This window comes from Streptomyces sp. NPDC005017 (assembly GCF_042873115.1).
Taxonomy (GTDB): Bacteria; Actinomycetota; Actinomycetes; order Streptomycetales; family Streptomycetaceae; genus Streptomyces.
In genome coordinates this window covers 45,944-61,186 of record NZ_JBIALD010000011.1, presented here as the reverse complement: position 1 = coordinate 61,186, position 15,243 = coordinate 45,944, and the positions used below count along the sequence as shown (strand labels likewise).

Annotated in this window: 15 protein-coding genes and 1 pseudogene; 2 read left to right on the top strand and 14 right to left on the bottom strand. The window is 73.4% G+C overall.

The window, feature by feature from the left end:
* The first annotated feature begins 125 nt into the window (after positions 1 to 125).
* Entirely contained in the window at positions 126 to 491 is a 366-nt protein-coding gene (locus tag ACFYR0_RS18490) for a 5-carboxymethyl-2-hydroxymuconate Delta-isomerase (protein WP_389328630.1), read from the top strand.
* A 22-nt stretch (positions 492 to 513) separates the two neighbouring features.
* On the opposite strand, the gene ACFYR0_RS18485 is transcribed toward ACFYR0_RS18490, so the two are convergent.
* The 5 genes from ACFYR0_RS18485 to ACFYR0_RS18465 all read right to left on the bottom strand — a co-directional run bounded on the left by ACFYR0_RS18485 (position 514) and on the right by ACFYR0_RS18465 (position 6,030).
* Positions 514 to 1,203: a TetR/AcrR family transcriptional regulator gene (locus tag ACFYR0_RS18485; RefSeq protein WP_389328627.1), complete on the bottom strand. Its 690-nt coding sequence runs from the start codon at positions 1,201 to 1,203 to the stop codon at positions 514 to 516.
* Between the two features lie 67 nt (positions 1,204 to 1,270).
* Positions 1,271 to 2,311 carry a PDR/VanB family oxidoreductase gene (locus tag ACFYR0_RS18480; protein ID WP_389328624.1) on the bottom strand — a complete coding sequence of 347 codons (1,041 nt, stop codon included), beginning with the start codon at positions 2,309 to 2,311 and terminating at the stop codon, positions 1,271 to 1,273.
* Complete coding sequence (locus ACFYR0_RS18475) at positions 2,311 to 3,216, bottom strand: metal-dependent hydrolase (RefSeq protein WP_389328621.1); 906 nt, start codon at positions 3,214 to 3,216, stop codon at positions 2,311 to 2,313. Before ACFYR0_RS18475 ends, ACFYR0_RS18480 begins: the two co-directional genes overlap by 1 nt.
* 328 nt (positions 3,217 to 3,544) lie before the next feature.
* Positions 3,545 to 5,479: a hypothetical protein gene (locus ACFYR0_RS18470; RefSeq protein WP_389328618.1), complete on the bottom strand. Its 1,935-nt coding sequence runs from the start codon at positions 5,477 to 5,479 to the stop codon at positions 3,545 to 3,547.
* Between the two features lie 50 nt (positions 5,480 to 5,529).
* On the bottom strand, positions 5,530 to 6,030 hold the full coding sequence (locus ACFYR0_RS18465) for a tetratricopeptide repeat protein (RefSeq protein WP_389328615.1): 501 nt from the start codon (positions 6,028 to 6,030) through the stop codon (positions 5,530 to 5,532).
* 108 nt (positions 6,031 to 6,138) lie between these two features.
* On the opposite strand from ACFYR0_RS18465, the gene ACFYR0_RS18460 reads away from it, so the two are divergent.
* Complete coding sequence (locus ACFYR0_RS18460) at positions 6,139 to 6,576, top strand: hypothetical protein (RefSeq protein WP_389328612.1); 438 nt, start codon at positions 6,139 to 6,141, stop codon at positions 6,574 to 6,576.
* Positions 6,577 to 6,664: 88 nt separating this feature from the next.
* Here the strand turns inward: ACFYR0_RS18460 and ACFYR0_RS18455 are convergent, their stop codons facing one another.
* The 9 genes and pseudogenes from ACFYR0_RS18455 to ACFYR0_RS18415 form a co-directional block, all read right to left on the bottom strand.
* Positions 6,665 to 8,227 carry a DUF1996 domain-containing protein gene (locus ACFYR0_RS18455; RefSeq protein WP_389328609.1) on the bottom strand — a complete coding sequence of 521 codons (1,563 nt, stop codon included), beginning with the start codon at positions 8,225 to 8,227 and terminating at the stop codon, positions 6,665 to 6,667.
* 237 nt (positions 8,228 to 8,464) lie between these two features.
* Positions 8,465 to 9,118: a LuxR C-terminal-related transcriptional regulator gene (locus ACFYR0_RS18450; RefSeq protein ID WP_389328606.1), complete on the bottom strand. Its 654-nt coding sequence runs from the start codon at positions 9,116 to 9,118 to the stop codon at positions 8,465 to 8,467.
* Entirely contained in the window at positions 9,103 to 10,371 is a 1,269-nt protein-coding gene (locus ACFYR0_RS18445) for a sensor histidine kinase (protein ID WP_389328603.1), read from the bottom strand. The genes ACFYR0_RS18450 and ACFYR0_RS18445 overlap by 16 nt, the downstream gene beginning before the upstream one ends.
* Positions 10,372 to 10,745: 374 nt before the next feature.
* Positions 10,746 to 11,747, bottom strand: a complete 1,002-nt coding sequence (locus tag ACFYR0_RS18440; protein WP_389328600.1) for an NAD-dependent epimerase/dehydratase family protein — start codon at positions 11,745 to 11,747, stop codon at positions 10,746 to 10,748.
* Positions 11,748 to 11,839: 92 nt separating this feature from the next.
* Positions 11,840 to 12,400 (bottom strand): winged helix-turn-helix domain-containing protein, encoded by a 561-nt coding sequence (locus ACFYR0_RS18435; RefSeq protein ID WP_389328597.1) that lies wholly within the window; start codon positions 12,398 to 12,400, stop codon positions 11,840 to 11,842.
* 120 nt (positions 12,401 to 12,520) lie between these two features.
* The gene (locus ACFYR0_RS18430) at positions 12,521 to 12,643 is read right to left on the bottom strand and encodes a hypothetical protein (protein WP_386384925.1); all 123 of its coding nucleotides are present in this window, start codon (positions 12,641 to 12,643) and stop codon (positions 12,521 to 12,523) included.
* Between the two features lie 164 nt (positions 12,644 to 12,807).
* Positions 12,808 to 13,305, bottom strand: a pseudogene (locus ACFYR0_RS18425) (DUF6891 domain-containing protein); the annotation flags it as partial.
* Positions 13,306 to 13,378: 73 nt separating this feature from the next.
* Positions 13,379 to 14,410: a glutamine synthetase gene (glnII, locus tag ACFYR0_RS18420; RefSeq protein WP_389328594.1), complete on the bottom strand. Its 1,032-nt coding sequence runs from the start codon at positions 14,408 to 14,410 to the stop codon at positions 13,379 to 13,381.
* Positions 14,411 to 14,722: 312 nt separating this feature from the next.
* Complete coding sequence (locus ACFYR0_RS18415; RefSeq protein WP_389328591.1) at positions 14,723 to 15,196, bottom strand: MarR family winged helix-turn-helix transcriptional regulator; 474 nt, start codon at positions 15,194 to 15,196, stop codon at positions 14,723 to 14,725.
* Between the last annotated feature and the right edge of the window lie 47 nt (positions 15,197 to 15,243).

Sequence of the window (15,243 nt, the reverse complement as noted above, 5' to 3'; positions counted from 1 at the left end):
GTCAGGGCCTGCCCGGCGGATTCCGCCGGGCAGGCCCTAAGGTGCTTCTGTCCCCTCGGAGCCCACCGGAGCCCACCGGAGCCCCCGGCGAACCACCGGAGCCCCCGGCGAACAAGGAGCACCCCATGCCGCAGATCACCGTCGACTACTCGAACCCGGTGGAGGACGCCTTCGACGTCGACGGCTTCACCCGGGCCCTGCACGAGGCCGTCGTCCAGATCGCCGCGGCCAAGCCCGAGTCGTGCAAGACCCTGATCAGGTACGACTGCCTCTCGGCCTACGGCTACGACGACCCCGAGGACGCCGGGCACGCCCTGGTGCATGTCACCGTCGGGCTCCTGGCCGGCCGCTCCGAGGAGACGAAGGCACGGCTGACGGAGGCCGTGCTGGAACTGCTGCGCCGGTACATCGAGCCGGAGGACGGCGTCACCCTGCACGCCTCCGCCGAGGTGCGCGAGCTGGACGCCTCCTACCGGAAGTTCGACCGCTAGGGCCGCGCCCGCCGTGTGAGGCTCAGGACGCGAGGGCGACGAGCCGGGTGACCAGGTCCGCGAACGGGCCGTCGCCCGGCTCCTGCTTGAGCAGGGGCCGCAGCAGGACGGCCATCTCCTCGTCGTGCCCGGCGCTCACCGCGAGCAGCGCGCCGAGGTTCTGCACGAGCTGGGACTCCAGTTCCTCGCGCGGGATGCGTCGCCCGTCCAGCCAGATCAGCGCGGTGGACTCGGCGAGCGAGATCCAGGAGCGCACGACCAGCTCCAGCCGGGCCGGCGGATCGCTGACGCCGAGGTGCGACAGGATCTGCTCGTAGGCGGCCTGGCGCACGGAGTCGACGAGGGCGTTGGTGGTGGAGGAGCCCACCGCCGGACCGCCGCGCATCAGCGCGGAGAAGCCGGGGCCGTGCTCGTCCACGAACGCGAAGAACCGGTGCATCACCCGCAGCAGCCGGGCCCCGAGCGGGCCGTCGTGCGGCTCGCTGAACCGGCTCGCCAGATCCTCGGAGGCACGCTTCAACGCGGCCTCGTACAGGCTGAGTTTGCCCGGGAAGTAGTGGTAGACCAGCGGGCGCGAGATGCCGGCGGCCGCGGCTATCTCGTCGATGGACACCTCGTCGGGGGAGCGGCGGCTGAACAGTTCGAGAGCGACCCCGATCAACTGCTGCCGGCGCTCCTCGACTCCCATCCTGCGGCGTACCCCGGTAGACATGCGAACACCTTACCGATCGGATCCGGCCCCGAACGGACCGGACCGACCACGATGTTCCCCGGTTTCCTCACATGTCGAGCACGAGACGGTCACCGCGGGCCCGGGACACACAGATCAGCATCGAGTCGCCCCGCTCGCCGTCCGTGAGCAGCTCGTCCCGGTGGTCCACCTCGCCCTCCAGCACCCGCTGCTGGCAGGTCCCGCAGAACCCCTGCTCGCAGGAGTAGAGGGTGTCCGGCAGCTCCGCCCGCACCGCCGCCAGCACGGTGGTGCCGGAGCCCACGGTCAACGTCCGCCCGCTGCGCGCCAGTTCGACCTCGAACTCCCGGTCGCCGCCGAGGGAGGCCCGGGGCGAGAACCGCTCGAGGCGTACGTCCGGCACCCGCTCCTCCACGGCCGCCATCAGCCCCTCGGGCCCGCAGCAGTACACCGCGGTGCCCACGGGCAGGTCCCCGAGGAACCCGTCCAGGCCGGGCAGTCCGGCCTCGTCCTCGGCCACCACGGTGACCCGGTCGCCGCCGAGCTCGAGCACGTCCTCCAGGAACGGCATCGACGCCCGGCTCCGCCCGCAGTACAACAGCCGCCACCCGGCGCCCTCCGGCAGCGCCCGCAGCATCGACAGCACCGGGGTGATCCCGATGCCGCCCGCGACGAACACGTACGACCCGGCCTCGACCAGCGGGAACCGGTTGCGCGGCCCGCGCACCTCCAGCTCCATTCCCTCGCGCACCTGCTCGTGCACCTCGCGCGAGCCGCCCCGCCCGTCCGGCACCAGCCGGGTGGCGACCGTGTAGGAGGAGGTGTCCTCGGGGTCGCCGCACAGCGAGTACTGCCGCACCAGCCCCGACGGCAGTACGAGGTCCAGATGCGCGCCGGGCTCCCAGCGCGGCAGGCCGTGGCCCTCCAGCCGCAGCCGGACCACCCCGTCGGCGATCTCCTCGTGCGCGGTCACCAGCAGCCGCAGCGCCCGTGAGCGCGGGCGGCCCGAGACCGGCTCCTCCAGCGCGGGCATCGGCCACAGCGGGGAGGCCCGGATCCGGCGGCGCATGGCCCGCCGGACGAGCAGGGCGGCCCCGGCGACGGCGACGACGGTCAGCGGCCTGGGCATCACGCGGCCCCCTTCTCGGCGGCCAGCGCGGCCGGAGAGCTCTCCAGATACGCCACCGCCTGGGCGGTGGACCCCTCCCGGGAGGGGTGGTACGAGCGGCTGAGATAGGTCGGGATCGACCGGAGCAGGTCCCCGGTCGCGGGCAGCGTGCCCTGCCTGCCGCGCAGATAGAAGTCCTTGAAGGAGGCCTTGCCGTCCAGGACGGTGGGGTCGTTCTCCATGAAGAACCGCGCCCCGCGCTGCCACAGGAACACCAGCGTCGCGAACGCCGTCGCCCAGGTGCGCGCACGGCGCCGGTAGCCGCCGTCGACGTGCATGAACAGGTCGAAGGCGACGGACCGGTGCTCGACCTCCTCCGCGCCGTGCCAGCGCAGCAGGTCCAGCATCGTGGGGTCGGCCCCGCGCCGGTCCAGCTCCTCGGCGTTGAGCACCCAGTCGCCGAGGAACGCCGTGTAGTGCTCGATCGCCGCGATCAGCGCGACCCGCTCCATCAGCCACCAGCGCCGCGCCCGCCCCGGCGGCAGCGTCCGGTCGCCCAGCAGCTTCTCGAACATCCAGTCCACCTGCGCGGTGTACGGCGTCGGGTCGAGCCCCTGCTCCCTGAGGTGCGGCAGCACCTCGTCATGGGCCTGGGAGTGCATGGCCTCCTGGCCGATGAACCCGATGACGTCCTGCCGCAGCTGCTCGTCCCGGATGTACGGGAGCACCTGCTTGTACACATGCACGAACCACCGCTCGCCCGCCGGCAGCAGCAGATGCAGCACGTTGATGGTGTGCGTGGTGAAGGGATCGCCGGGCACCCAGTGCAGCGGGGTGTCCTCCCAGGCGAAGGACACCTTCCGCGCCTTGAGCGCGACCCGCTCGACCTCGACCGGCCGGGGAAGACGGCCCTGCTTGTTAGACATGCTGTCAATGTACTGACGGGTAAGGGTCACGGGAACCCCTTGTGCGCCGACTTTGCCGACGCGGCCTCCAGGGGCCCGGGGCGGGTGGTGCTGTCGTTCGTCGGGTGCGGGTGGCCTTGGGCCGGTCGCGCAGTTCCCCGCGCCCCTTCAGGACGTTGTCGCCCAGGCCTTCAGGGTGCGAGCCGTCGTTCGCGACCGACGAAGGGCAACGCCTTCAAGGGGCGCGGGGCTGTGTTCGATGTGCGGCTCCGCCGCGTGGGCGCGACCGGCCGAGAACCGGCCCGCACCCGGCAGACAACAGCGACCCGGCAGACGGGACCCCGCCGCCCTACCCCAGCCCGCTGATCACCCTCCCGTCCCGAAGGACACCCTTCAGCCGGGCCTGAACCCCCTGCTCCGCCTCCACGGCCAGCAACGCCCCCTCCTCCGACGCGGTCACACCCCCACTCGCCTCGACCGAAGCCACACCCTCACTCCCCGCCGCGAGCAGATACCAGACCCCCGCCGCCGACTTCCACAACACCCCGGCCACCACCGGCGGTGCCTTCGCTCCGCACGCCGAAACGTTCTCCGCCTTCGCCACCACCGCCCCGACCGCCCCGCCCGGCGTGCGGAACTGCGCCAGCACCCGCTGCCCGCCGCCCCGCCAGGTCTCCGCCCGGGTGCACACCCAGTCGGCCGTGCCCCCCGAGTCAGGCAGCGACTGCGACGCGTAGCTCCACGCGTTGACCGTGCGCACGCCCTGCCCCCGCATGTCCACCAGGGAGCAGGCGTACGGCGCCCAGGTACGCAGCGCCCCGGCGCCGGTCGCGTCACGGGCCGACCCCGGCCGCCCCGCGGTCAGCCGGGCCGGCACCAGTTCGCCGAGGTCGGTGGCCAGCCGGCCGCCCGCACCGCCGGACAGCTCCAGCACGTTCCAGGACGTACAGGCACCGGCCCTGGTGGCCGGGCTGGCCAGCGGCGAGGTGACCCCGTCGGTGACGGTGAGCTCCACGGCCCCCGCCCCCGGCTTCATCAGGTCCCGCTCGGCTGCCTTCGTCACCCAGGGCGCCGTCAGATAGCGCACATTGCCGTCGGCCCGGTCCAGCACCACCGCGCCCGCCTCCGCCTCACCCGCGCCGTCGACCCGCGCGAAGTCGATCGCCGCCCCCGCCGTGCCGTCCCTCGGCTCGGCGTACCGGGCGATGCGCTGACCGTCGTAGAGGATCACGACCCGCGCGTTGCCGACGTCGCCCGCGTACAGCAGCTGGGCCGGTCCGGGCGGGCCGCCCGAGGGCGTGCCGGGGGTCACCGAGACATGCACCCGCTCGCCGGGGCGCGCCCACACCGCGAGCGCCCGGCGCAGCAGGGCCCGGTCCCCGGTGAGCTCGCCGCGGGCCGGCCACACCGAGAAGTCGGTGCGCGCGGAGCTCTGCCACGCCGCGGGCGCCACCTTCAGCAGCTTGCCCGGGTCCAGCGCGGCCTCGGCCGAGGGGTTGCGCGCGTACGGCGGGGCGGCGGCACCGTCCCGGCCCCAGCCGTCGCCGGGCAGCCCCAGCAGCGCCCCGCACACCAGCACGGCGGCGGTCGCGGCGAGCGCGGCCTTGAGATGCTGGCGGCGCCGCATCAGACCGGTCGGCCGCGCCTGGAGCGAGCACGCGTCGAAGCCGGGGGACTCCAGCAGCGCGTACCGGGCGGGCTCCTCGTCGGCCTCCTCCAGGGCGTCCTCGGGGTACTCCACCCCCGCGGCCTCCAGCACCCGCAGCACGTCCGGGTCGGCCAGCCGCTCCAGACCGCGCAGCACGTACGCGGCGCGGGCCGGGGCCGACAGCGCCGACAGCCGCTGTTCCAGGGCGAGTTCGTCGGCCCCGCCCGAGCGCGGGAGCAGCCTCAGGCCCCACACCCGCGGCAGCAGCGCGGGCAGCTGGGCGCGCCGGGGCCGGGCCCGGAAGGTCAGCGGCAGGCTCGCCTCCAGGGCCGTGCGCAGCACCCGGAGCCGGACGAAGGCGTAGCCCGGGTCGCCGGCGCGGGCGCCGCCGCCGGTCTGGGCCTGGGCGGGGATCGCGGGCGCGGCGGTGCGGCCGCGCGGCAGCGCGCGCTGGGCGAGGGCGTGCGCGGTCAGGGCCCTGCGGCCGCGGCCGAGGCCGGGCGGCAGCACCAGATAGGCCAGCCGGACCAGCCGCGGATAGTGCTCGACGAGCGCGGCCTCGGCCTGCTCGACGTCGACCACCGGGTCTGCGGGGGAGGGGGGTGCGGGGCGCGGGGCGACATCCTGTGACTGCACGTTCAGCAGAACGAGCGAATCGTGCGTCGGTCACCCGCCGCACGGGCCGGTCAGGCCGGGGACTCCACCAGCGCCCGCGCGTAGGCGGCCATCGACCGCTGGTAGCGCGGCAGATGAGGGGCCAGCGCGCCCAGCACGAGCGAGAGGCCCTCCCGGTCACGGCCCAGAGCGGACAGACACAGCGCCAGCGTCGCCCGTACGGCGTCGTCCAACTCGTCCGGGGGACCGTCCAGTTCGGGGGTGAGCAGCTTTACGCCCTCCTCCGGCCGTCCGACGTTGCGCAGTGAGCTGGACAGCTGGATCCTCGCCCGCCGCCCCTTGTACCCGGCGAGCCCGCGCGCCAGCGCCTCCCGGTACAGCGGGACCGCCCGGTCGGAGTGGCCCGTGGAGTCCCAGGCGCAGGCCTGCTCGAAGGGACCGTCCGCGCTGCCCTCGGGCAGTTCGGCGACCAGGGCGTCGATCACCGCCCGGAACGCGGCGGCCTCCTCCTCGGGGTAGTCGTCGAAGGTCGCCCAGGCGGCGGTCACACGGTCTTCCCAGTCCTTGTCCATCGGCCTACCCTCGCACGCGTGTGCCCGCCGGGGCAGGAGATTTGAGCGGGCCGGTCACCACAGCCGTATCGACATGAGGCACCTGCCCACGCCCGCCCGGAGGACCAGATGAGGCTGTCCCGAACCGTCACGACCGCGCTGCTCGGCGCCACCCTGCTGGCCCTGGCCAGCTGCGGTTCCGAGGACGGCGGCGAGTCCGTCCCACCGACCGCCTCCGGCAGTCTGGAGCACCTGGCCGCCGAGGCGGACTGCCGCCCCGACGTGCAGACCGACGCCGACGAGATCCGCCAGGCCATCTGCGAGACGGACGACGGCAAGTACATCCTCGCGACCTTCGCCACCGACCGCGGCCAGCGCGAGTGGATCAACGAGGCCAAGGACTACGGCGGTCACTACCTGGTCGGCCGCAAGTGGGTCGCGGTCGGCGAGACCGAGGTCGTCACCGCCCTGCGCGGCTCGCTCGGCGGCACCATCGAGGAGGGCAAGTCCCACGGCGCCTCCTCGGGGGAGTCCCACGGGGCCGGCCACTCGGGCGGCGGTCACTGAGCACACGCGAGCGGGCGGTGGGATCTCCTGGGGGGAATCCCACCGCCCGCTCTCCCGTGGGGAGACTCGGCGCGTCACCGCCGGTGTGTCACCGGCAGCGCGACCCGGAGTTGATGCACTTGACCATCTTGTTCATCAGGTTCTCGTCGAAGACGTTGATGAAGTCGTCGTGGTCGGTGCTCGGCTTGTGCAGCTGCTCCGGGAAGCCGTCGACCGCGATGGCGTTCTTCACCTGCCCGTTCTCGATCACCGGCGCGTCCACGTCGTAGACGAGCCGCATGACCAGCTGCGGGATGGCCTGGAAGCCGTTCTGGCAGCGGCCGCTCGCGTCGGCGAACGCCACGTGGGTGCGGTGGTTGGCGCTGTCGACGTTCTGGCCGTCCCAGCAGCTCTGGAACTTGAAGGTGCGCACCACGTCACTGCCCTGGGGGCACAGCGGGTACTGCTCCTTCAGCTGCCGGTTCTCGAACCCGGTGCAGCTCCAGGACGCGTTGGCGTTGGCCAGGCCGTTGGTGGTGGTCTTGGCGTCGCCCGTGATGATCCGCAGGAACTTCGGCATCGCCACGACCTTGGACTTCGGGCTGCCGACGAACTTGATCTGGGCCTGCTTGGCCTGGAGGATCCGGCCGACGTTGCCCTCCTTGCCACCGCCGTCGTTGTTCTGGTCGAAGTCCTGCGTGCCGTCCTGCACACGCAGCACCGGCCAGTAGTACGACGACTTGTCGCCCTGGTTGGCGCAGGTGGTGCTCGCGGCCGCGAACGTGTCGTTGTTCGCGAAGGCGTCGTTGGCCTGGTTGCCCACGTAGTCGTGCAGGTGGTGGGCGCCGTTGGTGACACCGGGGGCGACGATCACGTTGTCGGTGTTGAACTTCTTGTTGCCGTTCGTCCCGCAACTGCTGGTGAACGTACCCGTGGAGGCGTTGCGGCCGCGGCGCGGCGACTGCACGTTCGGCTGGACGGTCGTGATGTCGACGAAGTCGGCGGCGACGGGGCCGTTGCCCGCCTGACCGCCGTTGCCCTGCTGCTGACCGCCGTCCTGGCCGCCGTCCTGGCCGGCGTCCTGGCCGGCGTCCCCGCCGTTGTCGGCACCGCCGTCCGTGGGCTGGCCGCCGTCGGACGGCTGGCCGCCGTCCTGGGGCTGACCGCCACCGGCCTCGCCCTCGTTGGTCTGGGGCTGCTCCGAGGGGGCGGCGGCACAGCCTGCCAGACCGTCCAGGCTCTCGGGGGCGCTGCCCCCGACCCGGGTGATCTCCAGCTGGATACGGTCGATGATCGCCTTCCGGCGGTCCTTCAACGGCTGGAGAATGGTGTTCTGGACGAAGTTGGCGTCCCGGGCCTGGGCGTCCCGGGTGCTCGCCAGCCGCTGGTAGGACTCGGTGATCTGCTGGTCCAGAGTGGCCAGTTCACCGTCGACCTCTCCGCGGGCCTGGTTCGGCACATCGGTGAGCTGCTGGCCGACGTCCGGGCAGTCGATCGTGGCGACCTGCACCGCGGCCGCCTTCGTCCGGTCCGACCAGCTGTCGTTCGACTCGTGCGCCGAAGCGTAGAAGTTCGCCCAGATCAGCCCGCCCCCACCGAGCGCTAGGGCCGCCGATGCGGCTATGGCCTTGGTGGCCAGCGGCGTACGGCGTTTTCGTGTGTTGCGTCCCATGGAACTCCTCTGACTTCCTTGCGGGGCAGCATCGAGGCGCCCGACAGGAGTGAAGCGGCTCCCCTCCATACGGGCGGGGTCCCACGGGTGTTCAACCGTCCCGGAAATTGCCGCAGGACCCCTACGTTCCAACGACCTTGTGCGGACACGGTGTTGACGACCGGCAGCCCACGGTGACGAACGGTGGCCCCGGGGCCGTCCCACGGCCGGACATGGGGGCATTCACCGGACACGTCCTCAGCGGTCCCGGTCCAGGAAGGCCAGCACCGCCAGCACCCGCCGGTTGTCGTCGTCGGAGATCTCCAGGCCCAGCCTGGTGAAGATGTTCGCGGTGTGCTTGGCGATCGCCCGCTCGGTCACCACCAGCTTCCCGGCGATCGCCGCGTTGGACCGCCCCTGCGCCATCAGCTCCAGCACCTCGCGCTCCCGGGGCGTCAGCCGGGCCAGCGGCCGGTCCTCCCCGGACCCGCGCGCCAGCAGCTGCTGGATCACCTGCGGGTCCATCGCCGTACCGCCCGCCGCGACCCGGCGTACCGCGTCCACGAACGACTCCGCGTCGAACACCCGGTCCTTCAGCAGATAGCCGACCCCGCCGGTGCCGTCGGCGAGCAGCTCGCGCGCGTACAGCTGCTCCACGTGCTGCGAGAGCACCAGCACGGGCAGTCCCGGCCGCGCCCGGCGGGCCCGCAGCGCGCACTGGAGCCCCTCGTCGGTGTGCGTGGGCGGCAGCCTCACGTCCACCACCGCCACGTCGGGCTTCTCCTCGGCCAGCGCGCGGTCCAGCTCGGGGCCGGACTCCACCGCGGCCGCGATCTCGAAGCCGAAGGCCTCCAGCAGCCGGACCAGGCCGTCGCGCAGCAGGAACAGGTCCTCGGCTAGGACAACTCGCACGGAATCTCCATGGTGACCATGGTGGGGCCGCCCGCGGGGGAGCTGACGGCCAGGACGCCGTCGAATGTACCCAGCCGCCGCTCCACCCCCGCGAGCCCCGATCCGGCCGCGGCCACCGCACCGCCCCGGCCGTTGTCGGTGACGCTCGCGCACAGCCGCCCCCCGGAGTGGTGCAGGTCCACCCAGACCCGGTCGGCGCCGGAGTGCTTGACGGCATTGGTGAGCAGCTCGCCGACCGCGAAGTACGCCGCCGACTCCACCGGCGCCTGGGCGCGCCCGGCCAGCTCCACGCTGACCTCGGTGGCCACCGGCAGCCGCAGCGCCAACGCCCGGACGGCGTCGCCCAGCCCGCGTTCGGCCAGCACCGGCGGATGGATGCCGCGCACCAGGTCGCGCAGTTCGGCGAGGGCGTCCACGGAGGACTGCCGGGCGCGCGCGATCAGCTGCCTGGCCTGATCGGGGTCCTTGTCGAGCAGCATCTCGATGGTGCCGAGGTCCATGCCCATCGCGACCAGCCGGGCCTGGGCCCCGTCGTGCAGATCGCGCTCGATGCGGCGCAGCTCGGCGGCGGAGGCGTCGACCGCGTCGCGCCGGGTCTCCGTCAACCGCTCGACGCGGCGGGTGAGTTCGGCGGTCCCGGCGGGCGCGAGCACGGCCCGGGCGAGCCGGAAGTGCGCCCGGACCAGCGCCGGGTTCCAGCGCAGGGCGACGGCCAGCCACACACAGCCGAGCAGGGCCGCGAGCAGGGCCGTGCCCTGACCGGAGACGGGGACGAACGCGTACCAGTAGGTGCCCTCCGCCGCCACGACCGGCCGCCACAGCCCCGCCGCCAGCAGCAGGCCCGTCACCCCCTCCGCCAGCAGCGCCGGCGCCAGGACCGCCACGCCCCCGCCGGCCAGGGTGTCCACCCACAGCCAGCGCAGATCCCGGAAGGTCGCCGGATCCCGCAGCAGCAGCCCGGTGAGCTCGGCCCGGCCCGCGACACCACCGCGGCCGGGCGTGGGCAAGGGGGCGTAGCGGGCCGGTATCTCCACACCGGACCAGCGCGCGGCCAGTTCCCGGCGCTTGCCGGCGTACACCCGCAGCCCGGTCACCACCCAGGGAGTGGTCAGCACGCCGATGCCCAGCGGGACGAAGGCGACCGACAGCACGGTCAGCACGCTGAACGCGATCGACGCGCTCCATGCCGCCACCGCCAGCCCCAGCCCGCGCGCCGCCGCCACCAGCGCGTCCCGCGCCCTCGTCCGGTTCATGTCCCCCGCCCTCTCTGCGACCGGGCTCCAGTCTCGCCGACGGCGGGGGTGGAGATCACGGGGGTGGGGGACCGGCCCGGGGGTGGTGCCAGGTACACCCCCGGGGCCTGGGGCCCTTCTGACGGCTCTCCGCGGCGTCGCGACGTCCGGCACGCACTCCCCCACCGCCTCAAGGGCGTGGGAGGTGCCCCCAGCCGCGCGGCGCGAAGGGACAGGTGGCGGCTCCGCCACATGACCCTCCGCACCGCACGCCGATCGCCCGCACCGGACGCCGCTCCTTCTCCCACGGAGATCCGTCAGGAGCGCCCCAGCGGCGCGCCTGCCGCACGACCCGGCCCGGCGCCCGGACGCCTCGCCGCGCCGCCGGGGACGGGTCAACTCCCGTGCGTCTGCAGCACCTTCGCCTCCACCGCCGGGTCCAGGCCGACCACGGGCCGGTCCGGGCGCCGGGGCACGACACCGCCGATGCCGCGCAGCCAGGTCCAGGTGTCGGCGACCGTCTCGGTGACCGGGCGGCACGCGAGGCCCGTCCCGACCGCGCGCGAGACGTCCACGGAGTGCAGGGCGTCGTGCAGATCGCTGCCCGGCGGTACCCACACCGGCAGCTGGGTCCACGGCTCTATGCCCGCGCCGAGGACGACGTCCGGGTCGGTCCAGCGCAGTTCGGCCGTGCTCCCGGTGACCTCGGCACACGCCTCGAGCAGCGCGCCCATCGTCGCGTGCCCGGCCGGGCTCACCAGGTTGAACGGCCCGCCGGCCCCCCGCTCCACCGCGCCCAGCGTCCACGCGGCGAGGTCACGGGCGTCCACGAACTGGACCGGCAGCTCCCGGGGGCCCGGTGCCAGCACCGGCCCGCCCCGGGCGATCCGGGTCAGCCACCACGGCAGCCGGCCGATGTTCTCGTACGGGCCGAGGATCAGCCCCGCCCGCACCAGCAGCGAGTCGTCCTCGCCGAAGGCCTCCACGACGGCCAGCTCACCGCCGCGCTTGTCCCGCGCGTAGTCGCTCTGCCCGGCGTCCGCCGCCGCGCCCCCGACCAGCGGCGCGTCCTCGGCGTACCCGGCGGGCGGGGCCCACGCGTACACCGAGCAGCTCGACACGTACGCGTACCGGCCCACCCGGCCGCGCAGCAGCCGGGCGGTGCCCAGCACCGCGCGCGGCGCGCCCGACCAGGTGTCCACGACGGCGTCCCACTCGCCCTCGGCGAGCGCGTCCAGCCCGCCGGGCGCGCTCCGGTCCCCGACGAGCGCGCGCACACCGGGGACGGGCGCCTGCCGTCCCCGGTTGAACACGGTCACCTCCCAGCCCCGCCCCAGCGCCTCCTCCACCACACAGCGCCCGACGAAGTGCGAACCACCCAGCACCAGAAGTCTCATGCGGGTGACTCTGCCCGGCCGGGGGCCGCCCGGGAAAGCGACTTAGCCACGGGCAGAGCGGCACCCCGGTGCGCCCGGCCCGACGCCCCGGCTCAACGCGCCTGCGGGGGCGTGTACTTGTAGCCCACCCGGCGGACGGTCTGGATCGCCCGGCGGTGCTCCTCGCCCAGCTTGCGGCGCAGCCGGGCGATGTGGACGTCGACCGTGCGGCCGTCGCCGACATGCCCGTAGCCCCACACCGTGGTGACGAGCTGGTCGCGGGTGTGCACCCGGTGCGGGTGGGCCACCAGATGGGCCAGCAGCTCGAACTCCAGGTAGGTCAGGTCGAGTCGGCGGCCGTCCACCTCCGCGGTGCGCTGGACGGTGTCGATACGGACCGCGGACAGGTCGTCGTCGACGGTGAGGCCCGGGGCGGCCGGCTCCGGCGGCAGCGGCGGGTGCTGGTCGGCCGGGACGAGGACCAGATAGCCGACCATCGGCGGGCGGCCGGGCAGGGCGGGCACGGTGTGCTGGGGCGCGGGCAGCCAGGTGGCGCCGGGCGGCAGCAGGTCGGCGAGGGCCGGGACCTCGTCCGGGCCGACGGCGCGCAGCCGGTGCCGGGCGGGGTTCTGGGGCGTGACGGGAACAGTGGTGAGGGAGGGAGAGGTCGCCATGAGAGGTCAGCTCTTTCGCGCGAGAGGTCGTCGGGAAGTCCGGCGGCCGCCAGATCGTGGTCGGGCTCGCCGGGAGACGTACGTCGTTGCGCGCTGGGCCGAAGGCCGGGGTGTGCGGCTTTAGAGGGCCCGCGCGTTCACCGCGCGGCAACACACCCGGTCGAAGTCGTGGTGCTGACGGGAGGGCCAGAAGGGCTCGAGGTCATGGCGACCCGTCGCGATGATCTTCTGGAAGCTGGCCATGTGCCCATTGAAGCAGACACCCCCGCCGCCGCGGACCCCTCTCTCACGGTCCGGACACTTCGCCGGGCGGCCCCCGGCCTCCTTTTCCCTTGTCCCACCAGGTGTTTGAGCCAGTCGAGGGGTTCCACGGAGATGGCCTTGCCCGGGTCGCCGTCCCAGTCCGTGGACAGTCCGGCCGTGGTCAGCGCGGCCACGACCTCCCTGCCGACCGCGGTCGTCGTGGCGGCCGAGCCGTCGAACCCGCCGTAGTGCAGGGTCAGTCCACGGCCCTCGGCCGCGTACTCGGTGACCTGCCGGTGGAAGAAGACGAACCCGCGCGCCCTCGCGTTCGGCGCCGGTCTCCGTCCTGCCGCGGCCCCGGCGGCAGGCGAGGTCCTCCCGGGCGGTGATGCCCTTGAGACGCGTGCCGTGGAGGGCGTTCCCCGTCCGGGCCCGCGCGGTGCTCCAGACGGTAGTCCCCGCGCTTCTCGCGCCACACCCGGGCGAACACGTCGGGCAGGCCGGGGACCCGCTGCAGCACGATCCGGCGGTCGCCCCGCCCGCCGATCCGCCGCACCGGTTGCCGCAGCCGGTCCTCGGCGGGCCGCAGGTGGGTGTCTCCGTGCTCCGTCGAGGCATTGACGGCCGGACCGCCCTCGCCGTTCATGGCGACACCCCGACATGCCGGGCGGGAAAACGGACGGGGGGCGTCCACCTCATCGGTGGACGCCCCCCGTCGGGAAGCCTCGCGGCGGATCAGACCTGGCCGGCCTTCTCCAGGGCGGAGCAGCAGGTGTCGACGATCAGACGCGTCACGACGTACGGGTCCACGTTGGCGTTCGGGCGGCGGTCCTCGATGTAGCCCTTGCCGTCCTTCTCGACCTGCCACGGGATGCGGACGGAGGCACCGCGGTCGGAGACGCCGTAGGAGTACTTGTCCCACGGGGCGGTCTCGTGCAGACCGGTCAGACGGTCGTCGATGCCGGCGCCGTAGTTCTTGACGTGGTCGAGCGGCTTGGAGCCCTCGCCCAGCGACTCGGCGGCGGTGATGATGGCGTCGTAGCCCTCGCGCATCGCCTTGGTGGAGAAGTTGGTGTGCGCGCCGGCGCCGTTCCAGTCGCCCTTGACCGGCTTGGGGTCGAGGGTGGCGGAGATGCCGAAGTCCTCGGCCGTGCGGTAGAGCAGCCAGCGGGCCACCCACAGCTGGTCGGAGACCTCCAGCGGGGCCAGCGGGCCGACCTGGAACTCCCACTGGCCGGGCATGACCTCGGCGTTGATGCCGGAGATGCCCAGGCCCGCCTTGAGGCAGTTGTCCAGGTGCTTCTCGACGATGTCGCGGCCGAAGATCTCGTCGGCGCCGACACCGCAGTAGTAGCCGCCCTGCGGGGCCGGGAAGCCGCCCTCGGGGAAGCCGAGCGGACGGGCGCCGTCGAAGAAGGTGTACTCCTGCTCGATGCCGAAGATCGACTCCTGGGCGGCGAACCGCTCGGAGACCTCGGCGAGCGCGGCACGGGTGTTGGACTCGTGCGGCGTCATGTCGATGTTCAGGACCTCGCACAGGACGAGGATGTCGTCGCCGCCGCGGATCGGGTCCGGGCAGGTGAAGACCGGCTTGAGGACGCGGTCCGAGGCGTGGCCCTCGGCCTGGTTCGTGGAGGACCCGTCGAAGCCCCAGATCGGCAGCGCGTCCAGACCGGCGGGCGCACCCGCGATGATCTTGGTCTTGGAGCGGAGCTTGGCGGTCGGCTGGGTGCCGTCGATCCAGATGTACTCAGCCTTGAAGGTCACGGGGCCACTTCCTTCGGGGGTGGGTCTTCACACGCTTGCGGGTTCTGCGGCGCTGCGGCACCGGAGCGCCGCCGTCGATGCCCCGCAGCCTGTCAACGGGCGATTTCCCGGTCATTGCTCGAATGTGAACCCCGTGTTACCTGGCGTTGGTGTGCCCCATCTCACGTCGTGAGTCCCCGCCGGGTGAGGGGCCCCGGGGGGACGGGCCGTTCGCACTCGCAGAGGCGTGGCCGGTGAGGGTTCGTATGCGAGGGGAATGCGCCCGATGCGCTCGCCCGGGCCCCGTCCCCGGTCCCGCCGCGCGCCCGGCCGCTACTCCCGTGTCGTTACCGGTCCCTGTTCCTGCTCCGCCGCCGCGTCCCGTACGCCGCTCAGGAACCGGCGGATGGCCGCCCGCTCCCCCTCGTCGCACTCCCGCAGCAGCTCCACCGCCCGGCCGATGAGCGGCCCGAAGAAGGACCAGCCCAGTTCCACGGCGCGTTCCTCGACCTGGACGACGACCTGGCGGCGGTCCCGGGTCCCGCGCACCCGGCGGACGAGCCCGGCCCGCTCGAGCCGGTCGACCAGGGCCGTGGTGCCCGCCGAGTTCAGCCCCAGCGCCGCGCCGAGCCGCCCGGCGGTCAGCTCCTCGTCCGAGCGCGAGGCGTCCATCAGGGCGATCAGGGCGCGTACGTCGGTGGGGTGCATGCCGTTGCGGTTCGCGAACCGCGCGCTGTGCAGGCCGAGTTCGACCGTCGTCGCGCGCAGCAGATGGACGATCTCCAGCTCCGGCCCCTGCTCCTGCATCCCGCGTCCCTTCCGACTATCATCTCGCTTCACGACAATCTCGCTCA

Excerpts from the sequence above, each read along its gene's own strand:
- ACFYR0_RS18485 (WP_389328627.1), bottom strand. The coding sequence starts at position 1,203 with ATGTCTACCGGGGTACGCCGCAGGATGGGAGTCGAGGAGCGCCGGCAG.
- ACFYR0_RS18465 (WP_389328615.1), bottom strand. The coding sequence starts at position 6,030 with ATGGACAAGGACTGGGAAGACCGTGTGACCGCCGCCTGGGCGACCTTC.
- ACFYR0_RS18455 (WP_389328609.1), bottom strand. The coding sequence starts at position 8,227 with ATGGGACGCAACACACGAAAACGCCGTACGCCGCTGGCCACCAAGGCC.
- ACFYR0_RS18460 (WP_389328612.1), top strand. The coding sequence starts at position 6,139 with ATGAGGCTGTCCCGAACCGTCACGACCGCGCTGCTCGGCGCCACCCTG.
- ACFYR0_RS18475 (WP_389328621.1), bottom strand. The coding sequence starts at position 3,216 with ATGTCTAACAAGCAGGGCCGTCTTCCCCGGCCGGTCGAGGTCGAGCGG.
- ACFYR0_RS18480 (WP_389328624.1), bottom strand. The coding sequence starts at position 2,311 with ATGCCCAGGCCGCTGACCGTCGTCGCCGTCGCCGGGGCCGCCCTGCTC.
- ACFYR0_RS18435 (WP_389328597.1), bottom strand. The coding sequence starts at position 12,400 with ATGGCGACCTCTCCCTCCCTCACCACTGTTCCCGTCACGCCCCAGAAC.
- ACFYR0_RS18445 (WP_389328603.1), bottom strand. The coding sequence starts at position 10,371 with ATGAACCGGACGAGGGCGCGGGACGCGCTGGTGGCGGCGGCGCGCGGG.
- ACFYR0_RS18440 (WP_389328600.1), bottom strand. The coding sequence starts at position 11,747 with ATGAGACTTCTGGTGCTGGGTGGTTCGCACTTCGTCGGGCGCTGTGTG.
- ACFYR0_RS18490 (WP_389328630.1), top strand. The coding sequence starts at position 126 with ATGCCGCAGATCACCGTCGACTACTCGAACCCGGTGGAGGACGCCTTC.
- ACFYR0_RS18415 (WP_389328591.1), bottom strand. The coding sequence starts at position 15,196 with ATGCAGGAGCAGGGGCCGGAGCTGGAGATCGTCCATCTGCTGCGCGCG.
- ACFYR0_RS18430 (WP_386384925.1), bottom strand. The coding sequence starts at position 12,643 with ATGGCCAGCTTCCAGAAGATCATCGCGACGGGTCGCCATGACCTCGAG.